This is a genomic window from Rhizobacter sp. P2_G4 (genome assembly GCF_056403575.1).
This window is the reverse complement of the sequence record NZ_JBFUFG010000001.1, coordinates 184,419-204,522: the sequence shown is the minus strand read 5'-3', so window position 1 is coordinate 204,522 and position 20,104 is coordinate 184,419. Positions and strand designations below refer to the sequence as shown.

Here is a 20,104-nt window from a genome sequence, read left to right as displayed (position 1 = left end):
AGGACAAGAACACGCAGAACACGTCGATGCACCGGGGTGGTGGACACATGCTTCATCGAGAACTCCTTCGTCATGCCGAAACGCGGGACCTGTGCAGTTTGAGCAAGAAGAAGGCCGAATGAGCGTTTCACCCGGTACAGAATATCGATGCGTCCGTTGCCGAACGGGCAACGCTGGAGAACCGATGACCACCGCCCCCATGAAGCCCCCGCCGCAGATCGCACGCCAGCTGCAGGACACGGCGCTGCGCTACTTTCTGGAGGTGGTGCGCTGCGGCTCGATCCGCGAGGCCTCGCAGCGCCTGAACGTGGCCGGCTCGGCCATCAGCCGCGCGATCGCGCAGCTCGAAGACCTGCTTGGCACCTCGCTCTTCGACCGCCACGCGCGCGGCATGATCCCGAGCGCGGCCGGCGAGGTGCTTGCCGTGCACGCGCTCAAGTCGGCACACGACTCCGAACGCGCGGTGCACGACATCCAGGCCTTGCAGGGCATGCGGCGCGGACGGGTGCGCGTCGTCGCGACCGAAGGCTTCGCGATGGAGTTCATGCCGCGCCTCACCAGCGACTTCGTGGCGCAGCACCCGGGCATCCAGTTTCACCTCGGGGTGCATCCACCGGCCGAGTGCACGCGCCGCGTCCTGCATGGCGATGCCGACATCGGCGTCACGATGAACCGCACGCCGGAGAGCGGCATCCAGATCGAACACACGCAGCCCTCGCCGGTGCTGGCGGTGATGCGGCCCGGCCATCCGTTAACACGCTTCAAGCAGATCAGCGTGTCCCAGCTGCTGGCCTACCCGATCGCGCTGCCCGAGCCCGACACGACCGTGCGCCAGCTGTTCGACATCGTGTGCAGCCGCCAGCGCCTGAGCTTCGAGCCGGCGCTCACCAGCAACTACATCAGCAGCCTGTTCGGCTTTCTGCGCCACACGGAAGACGGCGTGACGATCGCGGGCGAGATCTCGATCCGCTACCAGGTCGAGCGTGGCGAATTGGCCTGCGTCGGCCTGCGTGACCGCGGGCTCGACCTGCGCAACATCGAGGTGCAGACGCTGACCGGCCGCACGCTCTCGAGTGCGGCGCAGGCCTTCCTGGGCTTTCTCAAGGGAAGGTTGGCTGAATCGGCATCGTGAGCTGCGCCGCGGGCATCCTTGCCTCCGGCGCAGCTCACGTGCGCGGTGGATCAAACCTCTCCCTTCGGCCAATGCAGGGTGAGGTTCACCGGCTCGCCCGGCTTCAGGTCGACGGCACTGCTCTCCTGGACACCATCGCGGCGCGTGGCGACCACGCGGTAGTGGCCGGCAGGCAGGCTCACATCGGTCAGCGGGCCCGCATGGCCGAGACCGAAGGCCTTGTGGCCCTGGGCGTCGACGATGCGCAGCTTCAGGTCCGCCGCGTAATCCTTGTGGCCGCCTTCGGAGAAGGTCATGCGCAGGTCGTAGGGTTTCAGGTGGTGGTCCATGTCGGCCACCTGTTCTTTGCTGACGCCGCCGTTCTGGTACGCGTGGCCTTTGACCGTGTCGCGCGCAATGTCTGCCGAGGCGGAGAGGTCTCGCGCCGACGCTGCGGTGAAGGCGCCACCAAGTGCAGCGAGCGTGGCTGCGGCGATCAGGATTCGGGAGGTTTTCATCACGTTTGCCTTTCGAGTGGATGCGCGGTAGATGCCGCATTTGCATCGTGATCGGCGCTCGTGATCCTTGTGTTGCGAAGCCGTTCGATGCTGTGACAACTGACATGCCGTCTCGCGGTGCAGCGGTCGATCGAACCGGTCACTGCAATCTGGCCGACCGATCCAGGTAGAGATTCACCGTGGCGCCGTGCTCCAGCGTCACCGTGTAGCGCCGCTTCGCGTCACCCAGGCGAACGTTGACGTGGTACGTGCCTGCAGGGAGCGGCACTTCGAGCACCGATCGCGCGTCCTCGGTGGCGTAGAACTGCTGGCCGCGCAGGTCGTCGACGTGCACGTCGGCATGCGCGCAAGGCGCCTGGCCCAGCAAGCTCGCCACCAAGGCGCGCCAGGGCCGCAGCAGCGCGACGAAGTGGCCCCCGTCGCGGGCCGTCCCGTGGGGCGCATGGATGAGCAAGCGGGCCATGCTCAGAGCCTGTGAATGAATCCGGCGCGCCCCAGCGGGTGCCCCAAACGGTGTCGATCTAGGCGCAAAGCGCAGCTGTAGCTCGGGCTACAGCGAGCATTTGCAACGACGAGCGGCGCCGTTTGGGGCGCACGAGCGGGTGTGTCGGACTTGTTCACAGGCTCTCAGTCCCGGCGCGGCTCTGCGGCGTTGCCGCGAGGCAGGCCCGTCTCGCGCGAGCGAGCGCGCTTCAGGAGCAGGATGACCAGCAAGGCCGCAGCGGCAGACCCCGACAGAACGGGCGACGCGCTGAGCATCTGCGCCAACCCATCGACCGTCTCCACGCTGACCTGCTGGGCGTGGTCGACGAGGGCCATCACCTGGGGCGCGTCGATGTTCTGTATGTCTTCGATGCGCACGTCGTTCCAGCCACTGCGCAGGCGGAGGCTGGCGAACACGCCGCCCGCAATGCCGAAGAGGGACAGCACCCCCAGCGGCCGCATGAGCTGCTCGAGCAGGTGGCTGCGCTCGACCGGCGGCGCCCCTTCATAGACCTCGGCCACCAGTTCGGGGATCGAACGCTCGGTGACCACGGTTTCGGTGGCGGCCGCGGCGGAGGCAACTGGTGTGGCGCGTTGATGTTCCATGGCGGGCCCGTCAGCTGGTGAACGAAGTAGCCATCTTTGGCGGTGCTTCGATCACGTTTGTGTCTGCGCCGGTCGGCCTGTATTGCATTTGCAATGGAGGCGAGGCGTGGCCCTCGGGGACCGATGCATGCAGCACTCCGGCCTGCAAGTGCAGCACCCGGTGGTGCAGGCTGCGCAGCTCTTCGCGGTGCCCGGCATGTAGCACGGCGGCATTCGGCAATGCGCTGCGCAACCGCGCCAGCAGCAGTGCCTGCATGGGTGCCTCCAGCGCCGAGGTGGCCTCGTCCAGCAGCACGCAGTTCGGTCGGTGCAGAAAAAGCCTCGCGAACTGCAGGCGCTGCTGCTCGCCCGGCGACAGCCGGCGCGACCAGGCTTCGGACTGCTGCAGCTTGCCCACCAGCGTGCTCAGCTCGGCGAGCTTGAGTGCGCGGTTCATCGCATCGGCACTGAAAGTCTGCGGCGGATGCGGGTACGCGAGCACCTCGGCCAGGCTGGCCTGCGGCAGATAGCCGCGCTGGGGGATGACCATCGGCGGTTCTGGCGTTCGCACCTGGCCCTGTGGTGCCGTCCACAGCCCGGCGACAGTGCGCAGCAACGAACTCTTGCCGCTGCCGGATCGGCCGGTGAGCAGCACCCATTCGCCAGCGCGCAGCGCCAGCTCGGGCACGGTCACCAGCACTCGCTCGCCAGGCGGGGCGACGCTCAGCTCATGCAGCGCCAAGGCAAGGTCCGGCTCGCATTCCCCAGCGGCAGGGGCGACCGGTGGAATGTCGTGTGCGAGTGCATCGCGAAACGCCGCCAGGCGCAACACGGTCGCGCGCCAATCGGCCAGGTTGCCGTAGGCGTCGACGAACCAGCTGAGCGCGCCCTGCACCTGACCGAAGGCCTGGGCCGTCTGCATCAGCCCGCCCAGCTGGATCTGGCCCGCAAAGTAGCGCGGCGCCGCAGCCAGCAAAGGGAACACATTGGCGAGCTGGCCATAGCCCGCACTGAACCAGGTGAGGCGCTTGTTGTAGCGGATGAGTAGATTCCAGTTGTCGCGAATGGCCGTGAAGCGCGCGCGAAGGCGCTGGTGTTCAGCACCCTCGCCTCGCGCCAGCGCGATGGCCTCGGCGTGGTCGCGCACCTGAACCAGGCCGTAGCGAAAGTCGGCTTCGACCTGCTGTTGCTGCGCGTTGGTGGTCACCAGCGGCGCACCCAGTCGCCGCACGATCCAGCTGCCGGCAAAGGCGTACGCCACCGCCACCCACACCATGTAGCCGGGAAGCGTCCAGCCCGGTGACGGCCAGGCGACGTGCAGGCTGCCCGACAAGCCCCACAGAATGGCCACGAAAGACAGCAGCGTCACGCCGGAGTTCAACAGGCCCAGCGCAAGGTCGAGCGTGCTGCCGACGAAGGAGCGGATGTCATCGGCCACGCGCTGGTCGGGGTTGTCGAGCGTGCCGCCCGGTGCTGCGCTGCCGAGGCGGTAGGGCGTGCCTGGTCGCAACCATTCGGCCAGCATCTGCTCCGTCATGCTTTGCCGCCAGCGGATCACCAGGCGCTGTTGCGTGACCAGCCGCACCACCGCCAGCACGATGTAGCCGCAGGCGAGCAACCCGAAGATGGCGAGCTGGCGCCAGAAGGCCTGGAGGTCGTGCGCCTGCAAGGCGTCGTAGAAGGCGCTGTTCCAGGCGTTGAAGCGGACGTTGACCCAGACGATGCTGAGCGTCAGGGCCACCAGGGCGGCGAGCTGCCACCAGGCGCTGCGCTGGGCACGCCAGAAGGGCGTGCCCAGCGACCACGCTTCACGCAGGCCGTCGCGCCAGAGAGGCGGCTTGGTTGTGGTCACGTGGGCTCCTGCGGGCCGATGACTCGGCTCAGAAGCCCACCTTCACCCCGAGCGAATACTCGCCGACCTTCGGCTTGGCATCAAAGGCATCGGTGAAGTGGTAGTGCTCGTACTCGGCCCGCACCGCCACCCTGTCGGTGATGTCGTACTGCAGGCCGGCACCGAGTTTCAGAGCCGGGCTGCTGTCGTCCCCGTTTGTGGTGGTGAAGCGGCCTTCGGCAACACCAGCGCGCCCGAGCACCGACCACTTGGGCGCGAACTCGTAGCTGCCCACCGCGTCGGCATAAGCGCCACGCAGGTTGACCTTGCCGGTCTCGTTGTCGATGTGGCCCAGGTCGAACGCCCCGCCTTCAACGGCGAAGTTCGGTGTGATCTGGTAGCCGCCGAAGACCTTGCCGCCCACGCCGCTGCCATCGCCCGTCACGCCGTTGACGCTGCTCTTGTAGTCGGGGCTGCCGAGGCTGCCACCCACATAGAGGCCTTCCGCATGGGCGGCACCGATCCCACCGAGAACGATGGCAGCTGCGAGCACAGACTTGTTGAGGCGAGAAATCATTTGCAGAACTCCTTTGATGACGCATCCCTGTGATGCGGTAGAGCCATCATGTTGTTCGTCTCGCCTTCGCTCGTTGCAATGGCATCTGCTGCATATGACGGATGCAACATGTGTTGCCACATCCGCGCTCTGGGGTGCGCGCGTGCCTTGCTTGACGGTGCTCAGCGCAGCACGTCAGCCAGCACGCGCGCCAGCTCGCCGCGTTGCAACGGCTTGGACAAGACCCGCGCGACCCCTGCGGCGGCCGCGCGCTGTGCCAGCTGCGCGCCGCCATAACCGGTGAGCAGCAGCACCGGCAGGCCGGGTGCAAACTCTCTCAGTGCCTCGGTCAACTGCGTGCCGCTGAGCCTGGGCATCACCTCGTCGGTGATCACTGCGGCATAACGGGTCGGGTCGTCTCGCAGCGCCTGCAATGCATCGGCCGAGCTGGTGAAGCCCACCGGCGCGTAACCCAGCCCTTGCAGCAGCTCCTCGACCAGCCCGACCAGAGTGGGTTCGTCGTCCACCACGAGCACGGTCTGCCCGGCGCCGACGGGCGCCGCATCGCTCGCCGACTTGGGCGCCGCCGCTGCATCGAAGCTCTCTGGAAAGTACAAGGTGAATCGCGCGCCTTGCCCGGGTGTGCTCTTGACGTCGATGGCGCCGCCGAACTCGGCCACCACGCCATGCACCACTGCCAAGCCCAAGCCGGTGCCGGATTGCGCGCCCCGCGTCGTGAAGAAGGGCTCGAACAGGTGCTCCATCACATCCGGGGTGATGCCGCCGCCCTGGTCCGACACGACCAGCGCCAGGTAGTCGCCCGCAGCCAGTGCGCTGTGCGACAACACGCGGGCTGAGCCCACCTGCTCGCGCTTGAGCTGAACGCTGAGCATGCCTCCCTGCGGCATCGCCTGCATGGCGTTGGTGCACAGGTTCATCACGGCTTCGAAGGCCTGTGTCGGGTCGCCCCGCAAGTGGGCACCCGGTGCTTCAAGAATGCGCTCCAGAACGACACCTGGCCGCAAGGAGGCCGATAGCAAGGTGAGTACCTCTTCGATCACGGACTCGAGCTCGAACACCGTCGACACGCGAGCGCCGCCCTTGCTGAACGCGAGGATGCGTTCGACCAGGGCCTTGCCTCGCTGGGCGGCCTTCAACACCTTGTCGAGATGGCGTGCTTGCGCGGTGCCCGGCGTTGCGCCGTCTTGCGCCATTTCGCCGAAGCCGATGATGCCGGCCAGCACGTTGTTGAAGTCGTGGGCCACGCCTCCGGCGAGCGTGCCGAGCGACTCGAGCCGGGTGGCCCGGATCAACTGGGCACTGAGCGCGCGTTGCGCTTCGCTGCGCTTGCGGTTGGCACGCAGCACCAGCTGCACCGCCGCGGCCATGATTGCGAACAACAGCCCGAGCGCAATCACGGCGCCCTCTGCGGCCTCACGCCAGGATGAGAGCGCTGTGCCCAGATCGCGCGAGACCAGCACCTTCACGTCGAATCGAGGCACGCTCCGCACGGCCACCAGGTTGTCACGCCCGTTGCGGAACTTGCGCACCTCGATGAGCGGGCGATTCACCAGGCTGCGCGCCATGCTGGCTTCGTCGCGCATGGGCTCGCCCACGTTCTCGCTGCTCAGGCGGGCGCCATCGGCGCGCAGAACCTGTACGCGTGCGTCGGCAGCAGACAGAGCCGCACTGAAGGCACCCAGCAGGCTCTTCGCAGGCATGGCACCGACGATCCACCCGCCGGAGTTGCCCGGAATGTTTTGCAACGGCACGGCCAACGCGATCAGCGCCTCCCGGTCTCGCGGGTCGTTGAACGGGCGGCTCATGGAAACGGCATCCGCCGGCAGGCCATCCAGGGCCGGGGCGAACGAGCGCAAGTCGGGCAAGAGGGTGGCATCGGACGCCGCGATCACCTGGCCTTCGCGATCGACCACCCAGATCGTTTGCACCAGCGGCATCAGGCGGGCGCGCACGTGCAGCGCCTGCATGGCATCGTTGCCCTTGACCGGCATGCCCCCTTGTCGCAGCTCGCTTCGCAGCGCGTACAAGCCTTCCTCTGCGCCGCGCAGGCCGCGGTCGATGGCGTCGGTCAATGCGAGGGAGAGCAGCCCCAGTTCGCGCCGCTGGCTTTCGACGGCATCGCTCTTCAGGTGCCACAGCGCGAGCGATGCCGTGGCGGCCAGCATGGCCCACAAGCCCAACGCCACCAGCCATGGCCTCCATGGACTTGCCGAACGTGGTTGAGGGTCGGGCTGCATGCGTGGGATGGGATTCGAATCTTTCAGAGGGGGCTGATGCAAAAGCGGATCAGCAGTTTGCGGCAGATTGTGTGACCTGCGGCGACGCCGTGGCCGCGAGCCGTTCGCCGGCCAGATGACAAATGACATACAGCGCGCGGCGCCCGCAACATTCGCCACATGAGTTCGCCTGAACATGGCCTTGCCGTGCGGGCCACATCACTCTCGATGCGAACCGAGACCCGGCACACAACGAACAGAGGAACCACCATGAGACTGCAATACATCTCGAAGATTGCATGCGCCAGCGGGCTCTTTGCCATCACCATGGCGCAGGCCGCTACCGGCTACACCGTGACGTCGAACCAGGAAACACAGGTCATTCCCGGCATGAGCTCCGAGCAGGTGAAACAGGCGCTGGGTCAGCCTGACCGCCACGTCAAATTCCGCAACGAGCCCGGCCCGACCTGGACCTACCGCCTCATCGGCGGCGGCAACACCGTCTTCGATGTCGACTTCGACGCAGACGGCAAGGTCGCCACCACCAGCGAACACATGGACGAATCGGGAGACGGCGGATCTTGAGGTGCCCGCGGAGGCCCGGCGGCAAGAGGCTCGGCTTAAGGCAACGCTGAACAAGTCCCTCGCGGACGGCGCATCCTCGTTTTGGGCGGTCTGCGGCGTTGCAAATGCTCGCGATACCTGCGGGTATCGCTGCGCTTTGCGCCTTGCGGCCCATCCCAAACCGAGGCGCGCCGCCTCGCAGGGACTTGTTCAGCGTCGCCATAATCGGCGATGCCGAAGCCTTGCGACGATGGATTGAATCGCTACTGCAGTCGCGCACTGCCGCCTGACCTTCCCTGCACATGAACACAAGCACTGCTCCGCACATCCTCGTGGTCGACGACGATGCCGATGTCCGCGAAATCGTTTGCGAGTACCTGGGCGGCAACGACATGCGTGTCAGCGCCGCGAGCTCGGGTCACGAGATGTTCGAGCTGTTCGACCGCGAATCTATCGACCTCGTGCTGCTCGACCTGAAGCTCCCCGGCGAAGACGGCATGCAGCTCGCCCGCAGCTTGCGCGAGCGAGCCACCGTGCCGATCGTGCTGCTCACCGGCCGCAACGAAGAGGCCGACCGCGTGATGGGCCTCGAACTCGGCGCCGACGACTACGTCACCAAACCCTTCAGCCCGCGCGAACTCCTCGCGCGCGTGCGGGCCGTGTTGCGGCGCTACCAGGTGCAGGCCACCTTGCCGGAACGCGACAACTCGCGCCGCGCGTTTCGCTTCTCGGGCTGGGAGCTGAATCTGCGCACGCGGCGTCTGGTGTCACCCGACAGCACGTCGGTGGAGTTGTCGAACGGCGAATTCAGCCTGCTCAACGCACTGTGCCGCGCACCGCAACGGGTGCTGACGCGCGACCAGCTGCTCTCCATGTCTCGCCTGCACGAGGCCGAGGTCTACGACCGCACGATCGACGTGCAGATCCGCCGCCTGCGGCTCAAGATCGAGGCCGACACCTCGAACCCGCGGCTGATCATGACCGAGCGCGGCGCCGGCTACCGCCTGGCCAGCGACGTCGAGACGCTTTACTGATCGGCGGCGTTGCTCAGCGGCTGTCAGCCAACAGGTCTTGCTTGACTGGCGCTTGACCGCTTGCAGGTCTATGCTCTTTGTCCGCCTTTGAAACAAGGTGCGGTGCACCTTGCAAAGCTTGATCGGACAGAGCGAAAGGACTGCGTATGTTGGCCAAAGCCTCCGTGACGACGATGCTCCCCGTGATTGATATGGCTCGAGCGAGAACCTTCTACGAACGAAGCCTCGGATTGACGCCCAGCGGCTTCCGGCCCGACGGCAAGTTCATCTACGAGGTGGGTGGCAGCACGCTGGCGCTCTTCCCCAAGCCAGAGGGGACGAAAGCCGAGCACACGGCCCTCAGTTTCCGAGTCCCAGACATTGCCGCAAGCATCGCCGAATTGAAGCAGACGGGCGTCGTGTTCGAGAACTACGATTTCCCTGATTTCAAGACAGTGAATCATGTCTGCGTTCTCGGTGCAGAGAAGGCGGCCTGGTTCAAGGACACAGAGGGCAACTTTCTCTGTATTCATGAAGATCTCGAGTAAGCGACTCAAGATCGAAGCCGACACCTTGAACCTCAGCTGATCGGTTTTGGGGCAAGAAGCTCAGCGTGAGGCCACGTGCCCCATATCTCAGCGGCGAGCCCAGTGCCCTTCTCGCAACTGCCAGCCCGCACCGGTGTGCACCCACACGTGTGGCTCCCAGTAGTAGCCAGGTCGCGGAGCGTCCCAGTGCCCACCGACCCAGACGTGCCGGCCACCGACCCAGCCCCAGTAACCAGCGATCCAGATGTGTCCAGGCGCCGGTGGAACGCCGATCACTTCCACCTGCGGAGCCGGCGGAGCGACCATGACGACCTCACCGGCGAACCGGGGATGCACGGGCGTGACAACGCAGCCTGTGAGGCCCGTCAATGCGAGCGCCGATGCGGCGATGAGGATGCCGCCGGAGATTCGGCGCCAGTTGGAGCTTGAAGCGGTTCGGGCTTTGTTCATGTGCATGCCTTTGGATGTTGATTTGGTTGGAGCCGATGGCTCCGCTGAAAAGAACACCCTCAGCATCGGCGGCGCAGTGCGGTGCCGGATGACAGGGCTCATGGCGCTTTGTGTCGATTGCAATGTGTGAGATCAACATCGAGTAATCAAAACGTCTTCACACAGCCTCGGCGCAAGGTGAAGTACTCGAGGCAGTTTCCAGTGCTTCGACGCAGACGTTCGGAAAATCGCTAACAATGTCAGTCGACAGTGGAGACTGGTGTGTCCACTGAACCGACAAGGTCCGACACCCGCGCGATTGATGCGTTAGACACCGCCTTCACCGGGAAGGATGTCGAAGTGAAGGACATCTTCTCGGATTCCCAGCTTGGTATACAGAGCGATTGCCGGGGCGTCGCCGTGATCTGCTTGAACGTAGATCACATAGGCGCCTTTGGCCTGAGCCAGCTGCTTGAGTTCTTCGATCATCGCGGTGGCAATGCCTTGGCGGCGATGCGCGTGCTCGACTGCCAGATCGTAGATGTAGATCTCCGAGCGAGCTTGCTCGAACTTGGGCAGCAGGTATGCGGCAAGCCCGCCGATAACCGTCGTGCCTGCCATCGCCGCTACAGCGATGAATGCCTTGCTGGAAAGCAGCTCGGTGAGATAGGCGTCGTCGGGCTGGTTTTGCGTGTAGGTTGCTCGCTCTCCGAACGCATCGCCGAACATGGAGAGCATGGCGCGCATGACGCCGACATCTTCGCGAGTGAGAGCCCGAACACGAAAGGGAGGCTGTTCTTGCATGTGAGGGTTCCGTCGCGTCTGGTTGGAATCGTTCACCGAATTCTGTGTTCAGTCTTGGCCGCGGACAACCAGCTCAGCGAACCCGGTCTTCGCGTCGTGCTGACGCGTGAGCGAGCCGCTAGGGAGCAACGCAAGGAGAATCTCAGCGGTTGTTCTGATCTCGTTGCCGTAGCAAACGTGGCCCCCGTGCACCTGGCCTGAAGCGTCGGAGACGGACATGTGCAGGTGGGCGCCCGCCGGACAAAGACTCCCCGAGACGCTCAGTACCTCCAGAGGGCCCGCGAGCTTGGTTTCCGTGGACTCGCCCGCATGGCGAAGCGTGGCTTCCACCAGGCTGCCGATGCCTGCGACCACGAAAGCCGAGTCTGTGCCACGACTTGCCAAGATGCCTTCCAAGGTGCGTCGAAGGTCAGCGCCTGGAGAGAGTCGGATGGGCAGGAGGTTCATGTGAGCGAACTGGCTTTGCGCTCGTCGAGCCGAGCTTTCCGGCCCTTGAGCAACTCGTTGCGTTGCTGCGTCTTCATGGTCATGGCGATGCCTTCGATGTCGATCGGAGATCAGTATGCGGCCAGCTCGATAGCTCGACTTTGATGGCGGGTCAGGCAAGTCACCCGCGAGTTCGATGAGGCGCGCGAGAGTTGGTATCCCGAAGTCGCCGTGTGCCCCTGCCCCGAGTCGAAGGCGCCCCCCGCCCCAGGATCGCCGCCCTCTAGAATCCGGCCCTGCCACCAACGAGGACCCACCTTGGACCTGAAGCTGCCCATCACCATCACCGACGAGTTGAGCGACACCGTCATCAAATCGACCGGCATGCTGGACCTGGCCAGCGGCGAGATTCGCAGCGTGGAGTACGAGGACTACGACCCCTCGACCATGGGCCTGCCGGCCGAGAACGAGGACTACGAATTCACCTCGGGCACGCTGTCCAACGGCAAGAAGGAAGTCGAGTTCGGCATCCAGGTCGACCTGATGAGCGGCCAGTATTCGGTGACGCCCAACGAGCTGCTCGAACTCAAGGGTCGCGCGGCCAAGCTCTTCACACTGGCCCCCGGCGAAACCACGCGGCCGGAAGCCCGCCCCGGCTCGGTGCCCGCTCCCGCGGCGCCTACCAAGCGCAAGCCGCGCTAGAAGTTCTGCGCGGCGGAACCGTGTAGTTCGGCTCGCGCAAGATCGAGCGCCGGCTGCACGAGGCTCTGCGTTTCGGAGGCTGGGCGCAGGCAACTTCCCGCGCCACCGCACGATCGGAGACTTCCGGGCCTTTCATCTGAAAAGGCTGTCAGAGTTGTTCGTGCAGGTGGTCAGGCTTGCCGTGAGCACTGCCAACTCCCTCGTCACACCGCTTGTCTTCCTGCTTCCATTCCGAGCGACTGGAACGACCACGGCGTTCGGAAAGTGCGTCGTAAGAGTCAGCCGACGAAGATTTCGTCTCCTCAACGAACTTTTCAGGGCATCACATGGCACGTCTACACCACCCGCGCTCACGCGCTTCGACTCCGCAATCAAGCGTGGCCCGGCTGGTCGCACTGGTCGTCCTCCTCGGCGGCGCTGTCTCCAGTGCCACCGCCCAGCAACAAGGCAGTGGTGCTCAGGGCGGCCCGGGGGGTGAGCAGGGCACGCAGTGGGGCTTGGGCATTGGCGTGATCGCCAAGCAGGATGCCTACAAGGGGATCGACCGGGAAACCAAGGCCGTGCCCTGGCTTCGCTTCGAGAACGAGTATCTGGAGTTCAACGGTCTGGGTCTGGAGGTCAAGTTGCCCAGCCTCCAACTTGGCGAGGGCAGCCGGATCAAATTCGGCATCGTGGCCAAGGCCGAGCTGAGTGGCTATGAAGCCAAAGATGCACCGATCCTCGCAGGCATGGCTGAGCGCAAAGGCGGGTTCTGGGCCGGCGGCAAGGCGGAGTGGGAGAATGAATTTGTCGATCTCAGCGCCGAGTGGACCGCCGACGCATCAGGCCACAGCAAGGGCCGGAAGTTCAGCCTGGGTGTCGAAAAGAAGTGGCATCTGGGAGAGCACACCATGGTCATGCCCTACGTGACGGCGCACTGGCTGGACAAGAAGTACGTGGACTACTACTACGGTGTCCGCGCCGCTGAAGCCACTGCGGGACGTGCTGCCTACGTTGGCAAGGTCGGGGTGAACGTGGATGTCGGCTTGCGCACCATGTACCGGTTCGACGAGCATCACTCGATGCTGCTCGATGTGGGCATCACCCGCCTGGCCAAAGAGATCAAGGCCAGCCCGCTCGTGGACCGCTCGCGCACAAACCGGGTGATATTGGGTTACATGTACAGCTTCTGATGAACCGGATCCTGCTGGTCGAGGACCACGAGCGCCTGGCTCAATTGGTGAGCAGCGGCCTGAACGCCGCGGGCATCGCGGTCGATGCCGTGCTGCGCATCGACGCTGCCTGGTCCGCGCTCCAGCAGGTGTCCTACGGCGCCCTGGTCCTGGATCGCGGCCTTCCGGACGGCGACGGACTGACGCTGCTGAAGCGGCTGCGCGACTCCGAGCTGAGCATTCCCTGCCTGGTTCTATCGGCGCAGGATGCGCTCAATGATCGTGTCGAAGGTCTGGACGCCGGGGCGGACGACTACCTGCCGAAACCCTTTGCCATGGACGAGTTGGTGGCGCGTGTTCGAGCGCTGCTGCGCCGGCCTGCCGAGAGCCTGCCGATCGAGCCAGGACACGGCGATCTGCAGCTACGACCCGCAGAAGGCATGCTCCACTGTGGTGAGGAGTGCGTGTCGCTGGCTGCGTCGGAGATGCAGATCATGCTGCTGTTGGCACGAAAAGGCGGCGACACGGTGCGCCGCTCGACACTGGAAGCCGCGGCCTGGGGCCTGAGCGAGGCGGTGACACCCAACGCCTTGGATGTGGCCTTGCACCGTATTCGCCGAAAGCTCGGCGTGATCGGTTCGCGCCAGAAGATCGTCAACGTGAGAAGTCTGGGCTATGCGCTTCGCGAAGATAACGTGGCTGAATAGCCTCAGCGTCAAGATCCTGCTCGCCTATGTCGTCGGCGCGGTATTGAGCATCCTTCTCATCGTCGCCATCGCCGTGACGGTCGTTTACTCCCAAGGCGACGTGGTGTCCGGTTTCGAAGTGGCGGACACCGCCAAGGACATCGCCGGCGAGCTCCGGTTCAACCAGGACGGCGTACCCGTCGGGATCGGCGCCCATCTACCGGACCGCGACTCGAAGTTCGACGATGAGGCTGCTCAGCTCTTCGAGAGTCTGAAGCACGAGACTGCCTATCGCGTTCTGGATGCATCAGGCAAGGTGGTGCTGTCCTCCGCACCGGGCGTGACCTTCTGGCCCGAGTCCGGCGCTGAGCGCATGCTGAAGTCCGGCCGCTTCGAGTTCCAACATGAAGGTGTCGCGATGCGCAGTGCCACCGAGTCTGTACAGCACGACGGTAGGGTCTGGTACGTGCAATTTGCGGTCAGCAGACGGTTCCTGCAGCTGATGTACCAGGAGTTCGGTTTGCCGTTTACCGGGGCCGGCGTCACGCTGTTCACGCTCGTGCTTTTGTTGGTCTTCGGACCTTGCGTCTATCTCACGCTGAGGTATGCCCTCAAGCCGGTGCGCCAAGCGTCAGACGCTGCCGCCGAGATCTCACCCCGGTCACTGCACGTACGGCTGCGCACCCATGCGGTGCCCAGTGAGGTTGCCCCATTGGTGGACAGCTTCAATCGGGTTCTCGAGCGACTGGAGGACGGGTACCGCATTCAGCGGGAGTTCCTCGCGACCACAGCCCACGAGCTGAAGACGCCGCTCGCACTCGTCCGAGCGCAGGTCGAACTGAGCCCCCCTTCTGCCCAACGTGGCATGTTGCTCCAGGATGTCGAACACATGAGTCGGCAGGTGCAGCAGCTGCTGCACCTGGCCGAGGCAAGTGAAGCGCAGAACTATCGGCCTACCGTCGTGGACATGCACGAGGCGGTGCGCGAAGCCGCTGGCTACCTGCAGCGGATGGCCGACGCGGCCAATGTGCGTTTGGAGCTGCCTGCGCAAACCGTGGGCGTCCGCTGGTTGGCTGACCGTGGCGCGCTGTTCACATTGTTGAAGAACCTGCTTGAGAACGCGATTCAGCACACACCTGCCGGCACGCTCGTGAGCGTTGAAGTGGATTCCACCTCCATGGCCGTTCGCGACTGGGGGCCTGGGGTACCTCAGGACCAGATGTCGAGCATCTTTGCCCGCTTCTGGCGCGGACCCCATCGCCGCGACAAGGGCGCAGGGCTGGGTATGGCGATCTGCCAAGAGATTGCACAGGCCCACGGATGGACGCTGACCGCAAGCCGGGCACAACCGGGACTTCGCGTCGTGCTGGAACGACCGGCCACAGCAGCCGAGGAAGTGCCGACCTGAGAGACAGCCTCGGACGGTGCAACGCCTTCGCCGGCGTCACGCCGAGTGCACGCCAACTGCCGCCATTCACGTTCAGGGTGGCCCGTTCCGCCTGTAGGACCTGGTCAGCTGATCGTCTGCGGGCCGACCTCAAGCTTGCCTCGGTCGGCACGGCTGCGCTGCAGGTCGTCCAGCAGCGCGATGTAGTAGCCGAGCGGCGGCGTGCGCTGGCCTGGTACCTTGGCCAGGTCGTCCCAGCGGCGCAGCTGCACTGCATCCATCGCGTACGGAGTGAGCTCGAAGGCGTCCACCTCGGCCGGCGTCATCGCGCCGCCCTGCAAACCCAGCGAGTGCACCGAGGCCGGCGACAAGCTGCCCAGGTAGTCGGGATCGGTGGCCACCAGGTAGCGCTTGGCGGCCACGTGCAGGCGGATGGGCTGCAGCACCTCGGGCCCGAAGAGCTCGTCGAGCAAGGGCAGCGCGCGCGTTTCGTGGCGGTCGTCGACGGCGTCGCCGACCTCGCCCCCTTGGAGCGGGAAGTGCCCGATGTCATGCAAGAAGGCGGCGGCCACCAGCGCATCGTCGGCATGCGCCCATTCAGCGAGCTGGGCACATTGCAGCGCGTGCTCCAGGGCCGTCACCGGTTCGCGCCGAAGCGATTCGTAGGCCTGTGCGCCGTGCAGCAGGAACAGGGCTTCGATGTCGTCGCAAGAAACGCCGCTAGAAAGAGCGCGGACCATGAAGGCTCCTTTCGATCGGGTTGGCAGTGCCGTCAGATCACCCGCTTGCGCAGCGTCGACGACACGACGTCGATGGCCGAAACAGCCACCACCAGCATGATCAGCACGGCGGCTGTCTGCGAATACTGGAAACCGCGGATCACGTCCCACAGCACCATGCCGATGCCGCCGGCACCGACCATGCCGACCACCGAGGCCGAGCGCACGTTCGACTCGAAGCGGTACAGCGCGTACGAGATCCACAGCGGCATCACTTGCGGGATGACGCCGTAGACGATCTCGGCCAGCGGGTGCGCCCCGGTGGCGCGAATGCCCTCCACCGGCTGCGGGTCGATCTGCTCCACCGCCTCGGAGAAAAGCTTGGCCAGCACCCCGGTGGTGTGCACCCACAGCGCCAGCACGCCGGCAAAGGGCCCGAGGCCGACGGCCACCACGAACAGCAGCGCAAACAGCATTTCGTTGATCGAGCGGAAGGCATCGAGCACCCGGCGCACCGGCTGGTGCACCCACCACGGCGTGATGTTGTCGGACGCCAGCAGCGCGAGCGGCACCGAGCCGAGGATGGCGAGCGCCGTGCCCCAGACCGCGATCTGCAGCGTGATCACCATCTCTTCGAGGTAATGCCGCCAGTCAGAGAAGTCGGGTGGAAAGAAGCCGCGCGCGTACTCGCCCATGTTGCCCGCGTCGCGGAACAGGTCGAGCGGGCGCATGTCGGCCCCCTTCCAGCTGCCGGCCAGCAGGGCGATCAGCACGCCCCACACCAGCAGCGTGGACAGCGAGGTGCGCGGCGGCCGCAGCGGCGGCTGCGGGCTCGCCAGGCTCAAGGACGACATGCGGCTCGGCCCTCTTACTTGACGCTGGCGATCTGGCGTGCGAGCTCGGCCTGGCGCTGCTCGATGTCTTGCAGCTTCTTGGCCTTGTCGTCGGCCGACATCGCGGTGTCGGCTTCGATCTTGCCGCGCTCACGGGCCAGTTCGAGCTGGCGGATCGGTGTGAGCTGGCTGTTGTCGGATGCCACGAAACCCGACCAGGTGAGCGTCTTCAGGATGTCTTTTTCGTGGGCGTCGCGGCCGTAGGTGATGAAGAACTCGCGCAGCTTCTTCTTGGCGTCGGCATCGAGGTCGCGGCGCCACACCAGCGGGTCGCTCGAGATCAGCGGCGAGCGCCAGATCTCACGCAGCTCGGCGGCCTTCTCGGGCTGCTTGATCTTCATGCGGTCGACGCCGTCGCTCGCGACCGTGGCCACGTCGATCTGCTTGTTGGCCACCGCGAGGATGTTGCTCTCGTGGTTGGAGCGCATGGCGCGCTTGAAGTCCTTCATGGGATCGACCTTGTTCTGGCCCCAGGCGTAGAAGCCCGGCACCAGCGTGCCGCTGGTGGAGTTGGTGTCGCCCATGCCGAGCGTGAGGTCCTTGCGGTTCTTCAGCACGTCGTCCAGCGACTTGAGCGGGCTGTCCTTGTGGACGAGCATCAGGCTCCAATAGCCTTGGGCGCCATCGGCCTGGGCCACCTTGGCGAACACCTCGCCCTGGGCGCGATCGACCGCCTCCATGCCCGACTTGTTGCCCATCCACGCGACCTGCACCTTGTTGAAACGCATGGCTTCGATGACGCCGGCGTAGTCGGGTGCGAAGAAGGCGTTCACCTTGAAGCCGGTGGCCTTTTGCATGTCGTCGAGCAGCGGCTGCCAGGCCGTCTTCAGGTTGGCCGATGACTCGGTGGCGATGATGCCCATGTTGATTTCACGGGTCTGCGCGTGGGCGCCGGGGAGCCACAAGGCGGCGGTGGTGGCAATGAGGGCGAGGGTGGATCTGCGGTTCATGGTGTTCTCCTGAAGGAAGGGGCAAGACTCACCGCCCGTTCGGGCAGAGGCTTGCCGGCATGTCAAGCCGCCAACAAGTTGGCCGGCACGGGTTGAAGAGAAGGCGCGTTCGCCTCGGGCGCTTGTTGAGGCAGCAGCTCGTCGCTCTGCGTGCCATACAGCTCGCGCAGGCGCTGTGGCGTGAGTTCTTGCGTGGCGCCGTCGTGCACCACCTGGCCAGCGCGCAGCGCCACGGTGCGCGGGCAGTAGGCAAAGGCGTAGTCGATCTGGTGCAGCGAGACGATCACCGTCACGCCGAATTCGCGGTTCACCTGCGCCAGCAGCTCCATCACGCGCCGGCTCGACTCCGGGTCGAGCGAGGCAATGGGCTCGTCGGCCAGGATGATCTGTGCACCCTGCACCAGCGCCCGCGAGATCGCAGCGCGCTGCTGCTGCCCGCCCGACAGCGTGGACGCGCGCTGCCACGCGCAGCGCTCGATGCCCACGCGGCACAGCGCCTCATGTGCACGCTGGTATTCGGCTTGCGGAAAGCGATGCAGCAGGCCGCGCCACAAGGGCAGGCGGTGCAGGCTGCCGGCGAGCACATTGCTCATCACCGACAGGCGATCGACCAGGTTGAACTGCTGGAAGATGGCAGCCACCTTGGCGCGCGTGGCACGGGCATCCGGCCCGAGCTTGCCGTTCTGCTGCAGCGTGCTGCCGAGCACGGTGATCTTCGAGTGGCTGTTCGCATCGGCGCGGTGCAGGCCGTTCAGGTGGCGAAGCAGCGTCGACTTGCCCGAGCCCGACGCACCGAGCAAGGCCACCATCTCGCCGCGCTGCACCTGCAGCGACACATCGCGCAGAGCCGTGTGGCCGCCGAAGCTCTTGCGCAGCTGCGAGACCTCAACCACCCAATCGCTCATGACCATTCCTCGACGCAACGATCGGTGGATTGTGGAAAGCGGGTGTGACGGTGGCGTGACGCCGTGTGCGCCACACGCAAATGAAGACGCCTCCCGCAGGAGGCGTCTCACAGCCCGTGGTGGGCTCGGGCGCGGCGCGAAGTGCTAGATCAGTCGCTCGACCTTGCGGTGGCGCCACACGAGGTTGAAGAAGCCCGTTTGCAACACCAGCATGGCGATGAAGGTGACCACGTAGGCCCACCAGATGCCGGCCATGCCCATCTGCGCATTGAGCAGCCAGGCGAGCGGCAACTCGATGCAGACGATGCCAAACACACCCAGGCCGGTCGGCGCCCAGACGGTGCCGCTGGCGCGCATCACGCCCACCAACACCATGCCAGCACCGCGCAACAGCATGGTCCAGGCCACCAGACGAAGCAGGTGCAGCGCAAGTGCAATGACGCTGTTGTCGGTGAGAAACCAGCCGAGCACCGTCGGCGCCATGGCGTAGGCCAGCGCCACGAACGCCCCAGTGAACAGCAGGTTCATCCACAGGCCGGTGCGCGCGATGGCGCCGAGCCGGTGAGACCGCCCGGCACCGATGGCATGCGACGCGAGGATCGTCGTCGCCATGCCCAGCGAGATGACCGGAAACTGCAACCAGTTCATCAGCTGCGTGACCGCACCGTAAGCGGCGGTGGCGTTTGAACCGTGGCGGTTTACGAGTCCGAGCAACACGAGTTCCGCGAAGGCGATGGTCAGCATCTGCAAGCCAGTGGGCATGCCGATGGCGAGCAGCTTGCGCAGGATGACGGCGTCGAACTTCACCTCGCGCAGCAACTGCGCAGTGGGCGCCAGCGGGTGGCCTTTGCGCCGCCAGTGCGAGAGCGTCCAGGCCATCGCGATCGCGAAGCCCAGCAAGGTGGACACGGCCGCGCTGCGCACACCCAGTTGTGGCAGACCGAACCAGCCGCGGATGAAGGCCGGCGTGCACGCCATGGCGATGACGGTCACGAGTGACAGCGTCCACAGTGGCGAGATCGCATCGCCAACGCCGCGGCTCAGCGACGTGGCGAGCCAGAGCAGGAAGAAGAGCGGCATGCCGATCAGCATCAAGCGGGCGTAGCCGCTGGCCTCGGCGAGCACATTGGGCGGGGTGCCCAACAACCGCATCAACTCAGGTGCGAACAAGCCCCCGAAGACGCTCACCGACAAGCCGAGGCACAGCATCAACGCCAGCGCCGTGCCGGTGACCGCTCGCACGGCGGTGTGGTTGCCGGCACCGAAGGCCTGCCCGACCAGCACCGTGGCGCCGGAACTCAAACCGATGATGAGTGCGAAGAACACGAAGAAGAGCGGGAAGAAGGCGGACACCGCGGCCAGCGCATCGACGCCCAGCATCTGGCCGATGTAGATGCCATCGAGCGTGCCCGACACCCCTTGCAGGGTGCTTGTGAGCAGCATCGGCACGAGGATGGAAACGAAAGCCTTCCACAGCGCGGGGCTGGCAGGCGGGGCAGTGGCGGTTGGCGCCGAAAGCGTGGTGGCAGACATGGATGGCTCCTCTGGAAAAACGATGGCAAAGCGGGGCCTGTCCGCGGCGACGAACGCGCACGGTAAGGCGGTG

Annotated in this window: 22 protein-coding genes and 1 pseudogene; 9 read left to right on the top strand and 14 right to left on the bottom strand. The window is 65.4% G+C overall.

The window, feature by feature from the left end; genetic code table 11:
- The first annotated feature begins 184 nt into the window (after positions 1 to 184).
- A complete protein-coding gene (locus AC1DYS_RS00990) occupies positions 185 to 1,132 on the top strand; it encodes a LysR family transcriptional regulator (protein ID WP_477895168.1) in 948 nt (315 codons plus the stop codon).
- Positions 1,133 to 1,182: 50 nt separating this feature from the next.
- On the opposite strand, the gene AC1DYS_RS00985 is transcribed toward AC1DYS_RS00990, so the two are convergent.
- From AC1DYS_RS00985 to AC1DYS_RS00960, 6 genes are all read right to left on the bottom strand, one after another.
- Complete coding sequence (locus AC1DYS_RS00985) at positions 1,183 to 1,629, bottom strand: hypothetical protein (protein ID WP_477895166.1); 447 nt, start codon at positions 1,627 to 1,629, stop codon at positions 1,183 to 1,185.
- Between the two features lie 139 nt (positions 1,630 to 1,768).
- Positions 1,769 to 2,092 carry a hypothetical protein gene (locus tag AC1DYS_RS00980; protein WP_477895164.1) on the bottom strand — a complete coding sequence of 108 codons (324 nt, stop codon included), beginning with the start codon at positions 2,090 to 2,092 and terminating at the stop codon, positions 1,769 to 1,771.
- 164 nt (positions 2,093 to 2,256) lie between these two features.
- The gene (locus AC1DYS_RS00975; RefSeq protein ID WP_477895162.1) at positions 2,257 to 2,718 is read right to left on the bottom strand and encodes a hypothetical protein; all 462 of its coding nucleotides are present in this window, start codon (positions 2,716 to 2,718) and stop codon (positions 2,257 to 2,259) included.
- A gap of 10 nt (positions 2,719 to 2,728) precedes the next feature.
- Complete coding sequence (locus AC1DYS_RS00970) at positions 2,729 to 4,549, bottom strand: ABC transporter ATP-binding protein/permease (protein ID WP_477895160.1); 1,821 nt, start codon at positions 4,547 to 4,549, stop codon at positions 2,729 to 2,731.
- 28 nt (positions 4,550 to 4,577) lie between these two features.
- Positions 4,578 to 5,105 (bottom strand): porin family protein, encoded by a 528-nt coding sequence (locus tag AC1DYS_RS00965; protein ID WP_477895158.1) that lies wholly within the window; start codon positions 5,103 to 5,105, stop codon positions 4,578 to 4,580.
- 161 nt (positions 5,106 to 5,266) lie between these two features.
- The gene (locus tag AC1DYS_RS00960) at positions 5,267 to 7,291 is read right to left on the bottom strand and encodes a sensor histidine kinase (protein WP_477895156.1); all 2,025 of its coding nucleotides are present in this window, start codon (positions 7,289 to 7,291) and stop codon (positions 5,267 to 5,269) included.
- A gap of 300 nt (positions 7,292 to 7,591) precedes the next feature.
- On the opposite strand from AC1DYS_RS00960, the gene bamE reads away from it, so the two are divergent.
- The 3 genes from bamE (at position 7,592) to AC1DYS_RS00945 (ending at position 9,446) form a co-directional block, all read left to right on the top strand.
- The gene (gene bamE / locus AC1DYS_RS00955; protein WP_477895154.1) at positions 7,592 to 7,906 is read left to right on the top strand and encodes an outer membrane protein assembly factor BamE domain-containing protein; all 315 of its coding nucleotides are present in this window, start codon (positions 7,592 to 7,594) and stop codon (positions 7,904 to 7,906) included.
- A 281-nt stretch (positions 7,907 to 8,187) separates the two neighbouring features.
- A complete protein-coding gene (locus AC1DYS_RS00950; RefSeq protein WP_477895152.1) occupies positions 8,188 to 8,919 on the top strand; it encodes a response regulator in 732 nt (243 codons plus the stop codon).
- A 146-nt stretch (positions 8,920 to 9,065) separates the two neighbouring features.
- Positions 9,066 to 9,446: a VOC family protein gene (locus tag AC1DYS_RS00945; protein ID WP_477895150.1), complete on the top strand. Its 381-nt coding sequence runs from the start codon at positions 9,066 to 9,068 to the stop codon at positions 9,444 to 9,446.
- A gap of 87 nt (positions 9,447 to 9,533) precedes the next feature.
- Here AC1DYS_RS00945 and AC1DYS_RS00940 read toward each other — a convergent pair whose 3' ends face one another.
- The 3 genes from AC1DYS_RS00940 to AC1DYS_RS00930 all read right to left on the bottom strand — a co-directional run bounded on the left by AC1DYS_RS00940 (position 9,534) and on the right by AC1DYS_RS00930 (position 11,126).
- Positions 9,534 to 9,896, bottom strand: coding sequence for a YXWGXW repeat-containing protein (locus tag AC1DYS_RS00940; protein WP_477895148.1), 363 nt, complete (start codon positions 9,894 to 9,896; stop codon positions 9,534 to 9,536).
- Positions 9,897 to 10,202: 306 nt separating this feature from the next.
- Positions 10,203 to 10,679, bottom strand: a complete 477-nt coding sequence (locus tag AC1DYS_RS00935; RefSeq protein ID WP_477895146.1) for an AAC(3)-I family aminoglycoside N-acetyltransferase — start codon at positions 10,677 to 10,679, stop codon at positions 10,203 to 10,205.
- 48 nt (positions 10,680 to 10,727) lie between these two features.
- Positions 10,728 to 11,126, bottom strand: a complete 399-nt coding sequence (locus AC1DYS_RS00930) for a PPC domain-containing DNA-binding protein (RefSeq protein ID WP_477895144.1) — start codon at positions 11,124 to 11,126, stop codon at positions 10,728 to 10,730.
- Between the two features lie 297 nt (positions 11,127 to 11,423).
- On the opposite strand from AC1DYS_RS00930, the gene AC1DYS_RS00925 reads away from it, so the two are divergent.
- The 5 genes and pseudogenes from AC1DYS_RS00925 to AC1DYS_RS00905 all read left to right on the top strand — a co-directional run bounded on the left by AC1DYS_RS00925 (position 11,424) and on the right by AC1DYS_RS00905 (position 15,052).
- Positions 11,424 to 11,807, top strand: a complete 384-nt coding sequence (locus AC1DYS_RS00925; protein WP_477895142.1) for a hypothetical protein — start codon at positions 11,424 to 11,426, stop codon at positions 11,805 to 11,807.
- Between the two features lie 26 nt (positions 11,808 to 11,833).
- Positions 11,834 to 11,988 (top strand): annotated as a pseudogene (locus tag AC1DYS_RS00920) (IS5/IS1182 family transposase); the annotation flags it as partial.
- Between the two features lie 196 nt (positions 11,989 to 12,184).
- Positions 12,185 to 12,979 carry a MipA/OmpV family protein gene (locus AC1DYS_RS00915; RefSeq protein WP_477895140.1) on the top strand — a complete coding sequence of 265 codons (795 nt, stop codon included), beginning with the start codon at positions 12,185 to 12,187 and terminating at the stop codon, positions 12,977 to 12,979.
- A complete protein-coding gene (locus tag AC1DYS_RS00910) occupies positions 12,979 to 13,665 on the top strand; it encodes a response regulator transcription factor (RefSeq protein WP_477895138.1) in 687 nt (228 codons plus the stop codon). Before AC1DYS_RS00915 ends, AC1DYS_RS00910 begins: the two co-directional genes overlap by 1 nt.
- Positions 13,634 to 15,052, top strand: coding sequence for a HAMP domain-containing sensor histidine kinase (locus AC1DYS_RS00905; protein ID WP_477895136.1), 1,419 nt, complete (start codon positions 13,634 to 13,636; stop codon positions 15,050 to 15,052). Before AC1DYS_RS00910 ends, AC1DYS_RS00905 begins: the two co-directional genes overlap by 32 nt.
- 104 nt (positions 15,053 to 15,156) lie before the next feature.
- Here the strand turns inward: AC1DYS_RS00905 and AC1DYS_RS00900 are convergent, their stop codons facing one another.
- The 5 genes from AC1DYS_RS00900 to AC1DYS_RS00880 form a co-directional block, all read right to left on the bottom strand.
- Positions 15,157 to 15,771, bottom strand: coding sequence for an HD domain-containing protein (locus AC1DYS_RS00900; protein ID WP_477895134.1), 615 nt, complete (start codon positions 15,769 to 15,771; stop codon positions 15,157 to 15,159).
- 32 nt (positions 15,772 to 15,803) lie between these two features.
- The gene (gene phnE / locus AC1DYS_RS00895; protein WP_477895132.1) at positions 15,804 to 16,604 is read right to left on the bottom strand and encodes a phosphonate ABC transporter, permease protein PhnE; all 801 of its coding nucleotides are present in this window, start codon (positions 16,602 to 16,604) and stop codon (positions 15,804 to 15,806) included.
- Between the two features lie 14 nt (positions 16,605 to 16,618).
- Complete coding sequence (gene phnD, locus AC1DYS_RS00890; protein ID WP_477895130.1) at positions 16,619 to 17,593, bottom strand: phosphonate ABC transporter substrate-binding protein; 975 nt, start codon at positions 17,591 to 17,593, stop codon at positions 16,619 to 16,621.
- Positions 17,594 to 17,655: 62 nt separating this feature from the next.
- The gene (phnC, locus tag AC1DYS_RS00885; RefSeq protein WP_477895128.1) at positions 17,656 to 18,498 is read right to left on the bottom strand and encodes a phosphonate ABC transporter ATP-binding protein; all 843 of its coding nucleotides are present in this window, start codon (positions 18,496 to 18,498) and stop codon (positions 17,656 to 17,658) included.
- A 144-nt stretch (positions 18,499 to 18,642) separates the two neighbouring features.
- Positions 18,643 to 20,031 carry an MATE family efflux transporter gene (locus AC1DYS_RS00880; RefSeq protein WP_477895126.1) on the bottom strand — a complete coding sequence of 463 codons (1,389 nt, stop codon included), beginning with the start codon at positions 20,029 to 20,031 and terminating at the stop codon, positions 18,643 to 18,645.
- Positions 20,032 to 20,104: the final 73 nt, after the last annotated feature.

Excerpts from the sequence above, each read along its gene's own strand:
- AC1DYS_RS00950 (WP_477895152.1), top strand. The coding sequence starts at position 8,188 with ATGAACACAAGCACTGCTCCGCACATCCTCGTGGTCGACGACGATGCC.
- phnD (WP_477895130.1), bottom strand. The coding sequence starts at position 17,593 with ATGAACCGCAGATCCACCCTCGCCCTCATTGCCACCACCGCCGCCTTG.
- AC1DYS_RS00980 (WP_477895164.1), bottom strand. The coding sequence starts at position 2,092 with ATGGCCCGCTTGCTCATCCATGCGCCCCACGGGACGGCCCGCGACGGG.
- phnE (WP_477895132.1), bottom strand. The coding sequence starts at position 16,604 with ATGTCGTCCTTGAGCCTGGCGAGCCCGCAGCCGCCGCTGCGGCCGCCG.
- AC1DYS_RS00880 (WP_477895126.1), bottom strand. The coding sequence starts at position 20,031 with ATGTCTGCCACCACGCTTTCGGCGCCAACCGCCACTGCCCCGCCTGCC.
- AC1DYS_RS00930 (WP_477895144.1), bottom strand. The coding sequence starts at position 11,126 with ATGAACCTCCTGCCCATCCGACTCTCTCCAGGCGCTGACCTTCGACGC.
- AC1DYS_RS00945 (WP_477895150.1), top strand. The coding sequence starts at position 9,066 with ATGTTGGCCAAAGCCTCCGTGACGACGATGCTCCCCGTGATTGATATG.
- AC1DYS_RS00905 (WP_477895136.1), top strand. The coding sequence starts at position 13,634 with ATGCGCTTCGCGAAGATAACGTGGCTGAATAGCCTCAGCGTCAAGATC.
- AC1DYS_RS00975 (WP_477895162.1), bottom strand. The coding sequence starts at position 2,718 with ATGGAACATCAACGCGCCACACCAGTTGCCTCCGCCGCGGCCGCCACC.
- AC1DYS_RS00985 (WP_477895166.1), bottom strand. The coding sequence starts at position 1,629 with ATGAAAACCTCCCGAATCCTGATCGCCGCAGCCACGCTCGCTGCACTT.
- phnC (WP_477895128.1), bottom strand. The coding sequence starts at position 18,498 with ATGAGCGATTGGGTGGTTGAGGTCTCGCAGCTGCGCAAGAGCTTCGGC.
- AC1DYS_RS00940 (WP_477895148.1), bottom strand. The coding sequence starts at position 9,896 with ATGAACAAAGCCCGAACCGCTTCAAGCTCCAACTGGCGCCGAATCTCC.
- AC1DYS_RS00965 (WP_477895158.1), bottom strand. The coding sequence starts at position 5,105 with ATGATTTCTCGCCTCAACAAGTCTGTGCTCGCAGCTGCCATCGTTCTC.
- bamE (WP_477895154.1), top strand. The coding sequence starts at position 7,592 with ATGAGACTGCAATACATCTCGAAGATTGCATGCGCCAGCGGGCTCTTT.
- AC1DYS_RS00900 (WP_477895134.1), bottom strand. The coding sequence starts at position 15,771 with ATGGTCCGCGCTCTTTCTAGCGGCGTTTCTTGCGACGACATCGAAGCC.
- AC1DYS_RS00910 (WP_477895138.1), top strand. The coding sequence starts at position 12,979 with ATGAACCGGATCCTGCTGGTCGAGGACCACGAGCGCCTGGCTCAATTG.
- AC1DYS_RS00935 (WP_477895146.1), bottom strand. The coding sequence starts at position 10,679 with ATGCAAGAACAGCCTCCCTTTCGTGTTCGGGCTCTCACTCGCGAAGAT.
- AC1DYS_RS00990 (WP_477895168.1), top strand. The coding sequence starts at position 185 with ATGACCACCGCCCCCATGAAGCCCCCGCCGCAGATCGCACGCCAGCTG.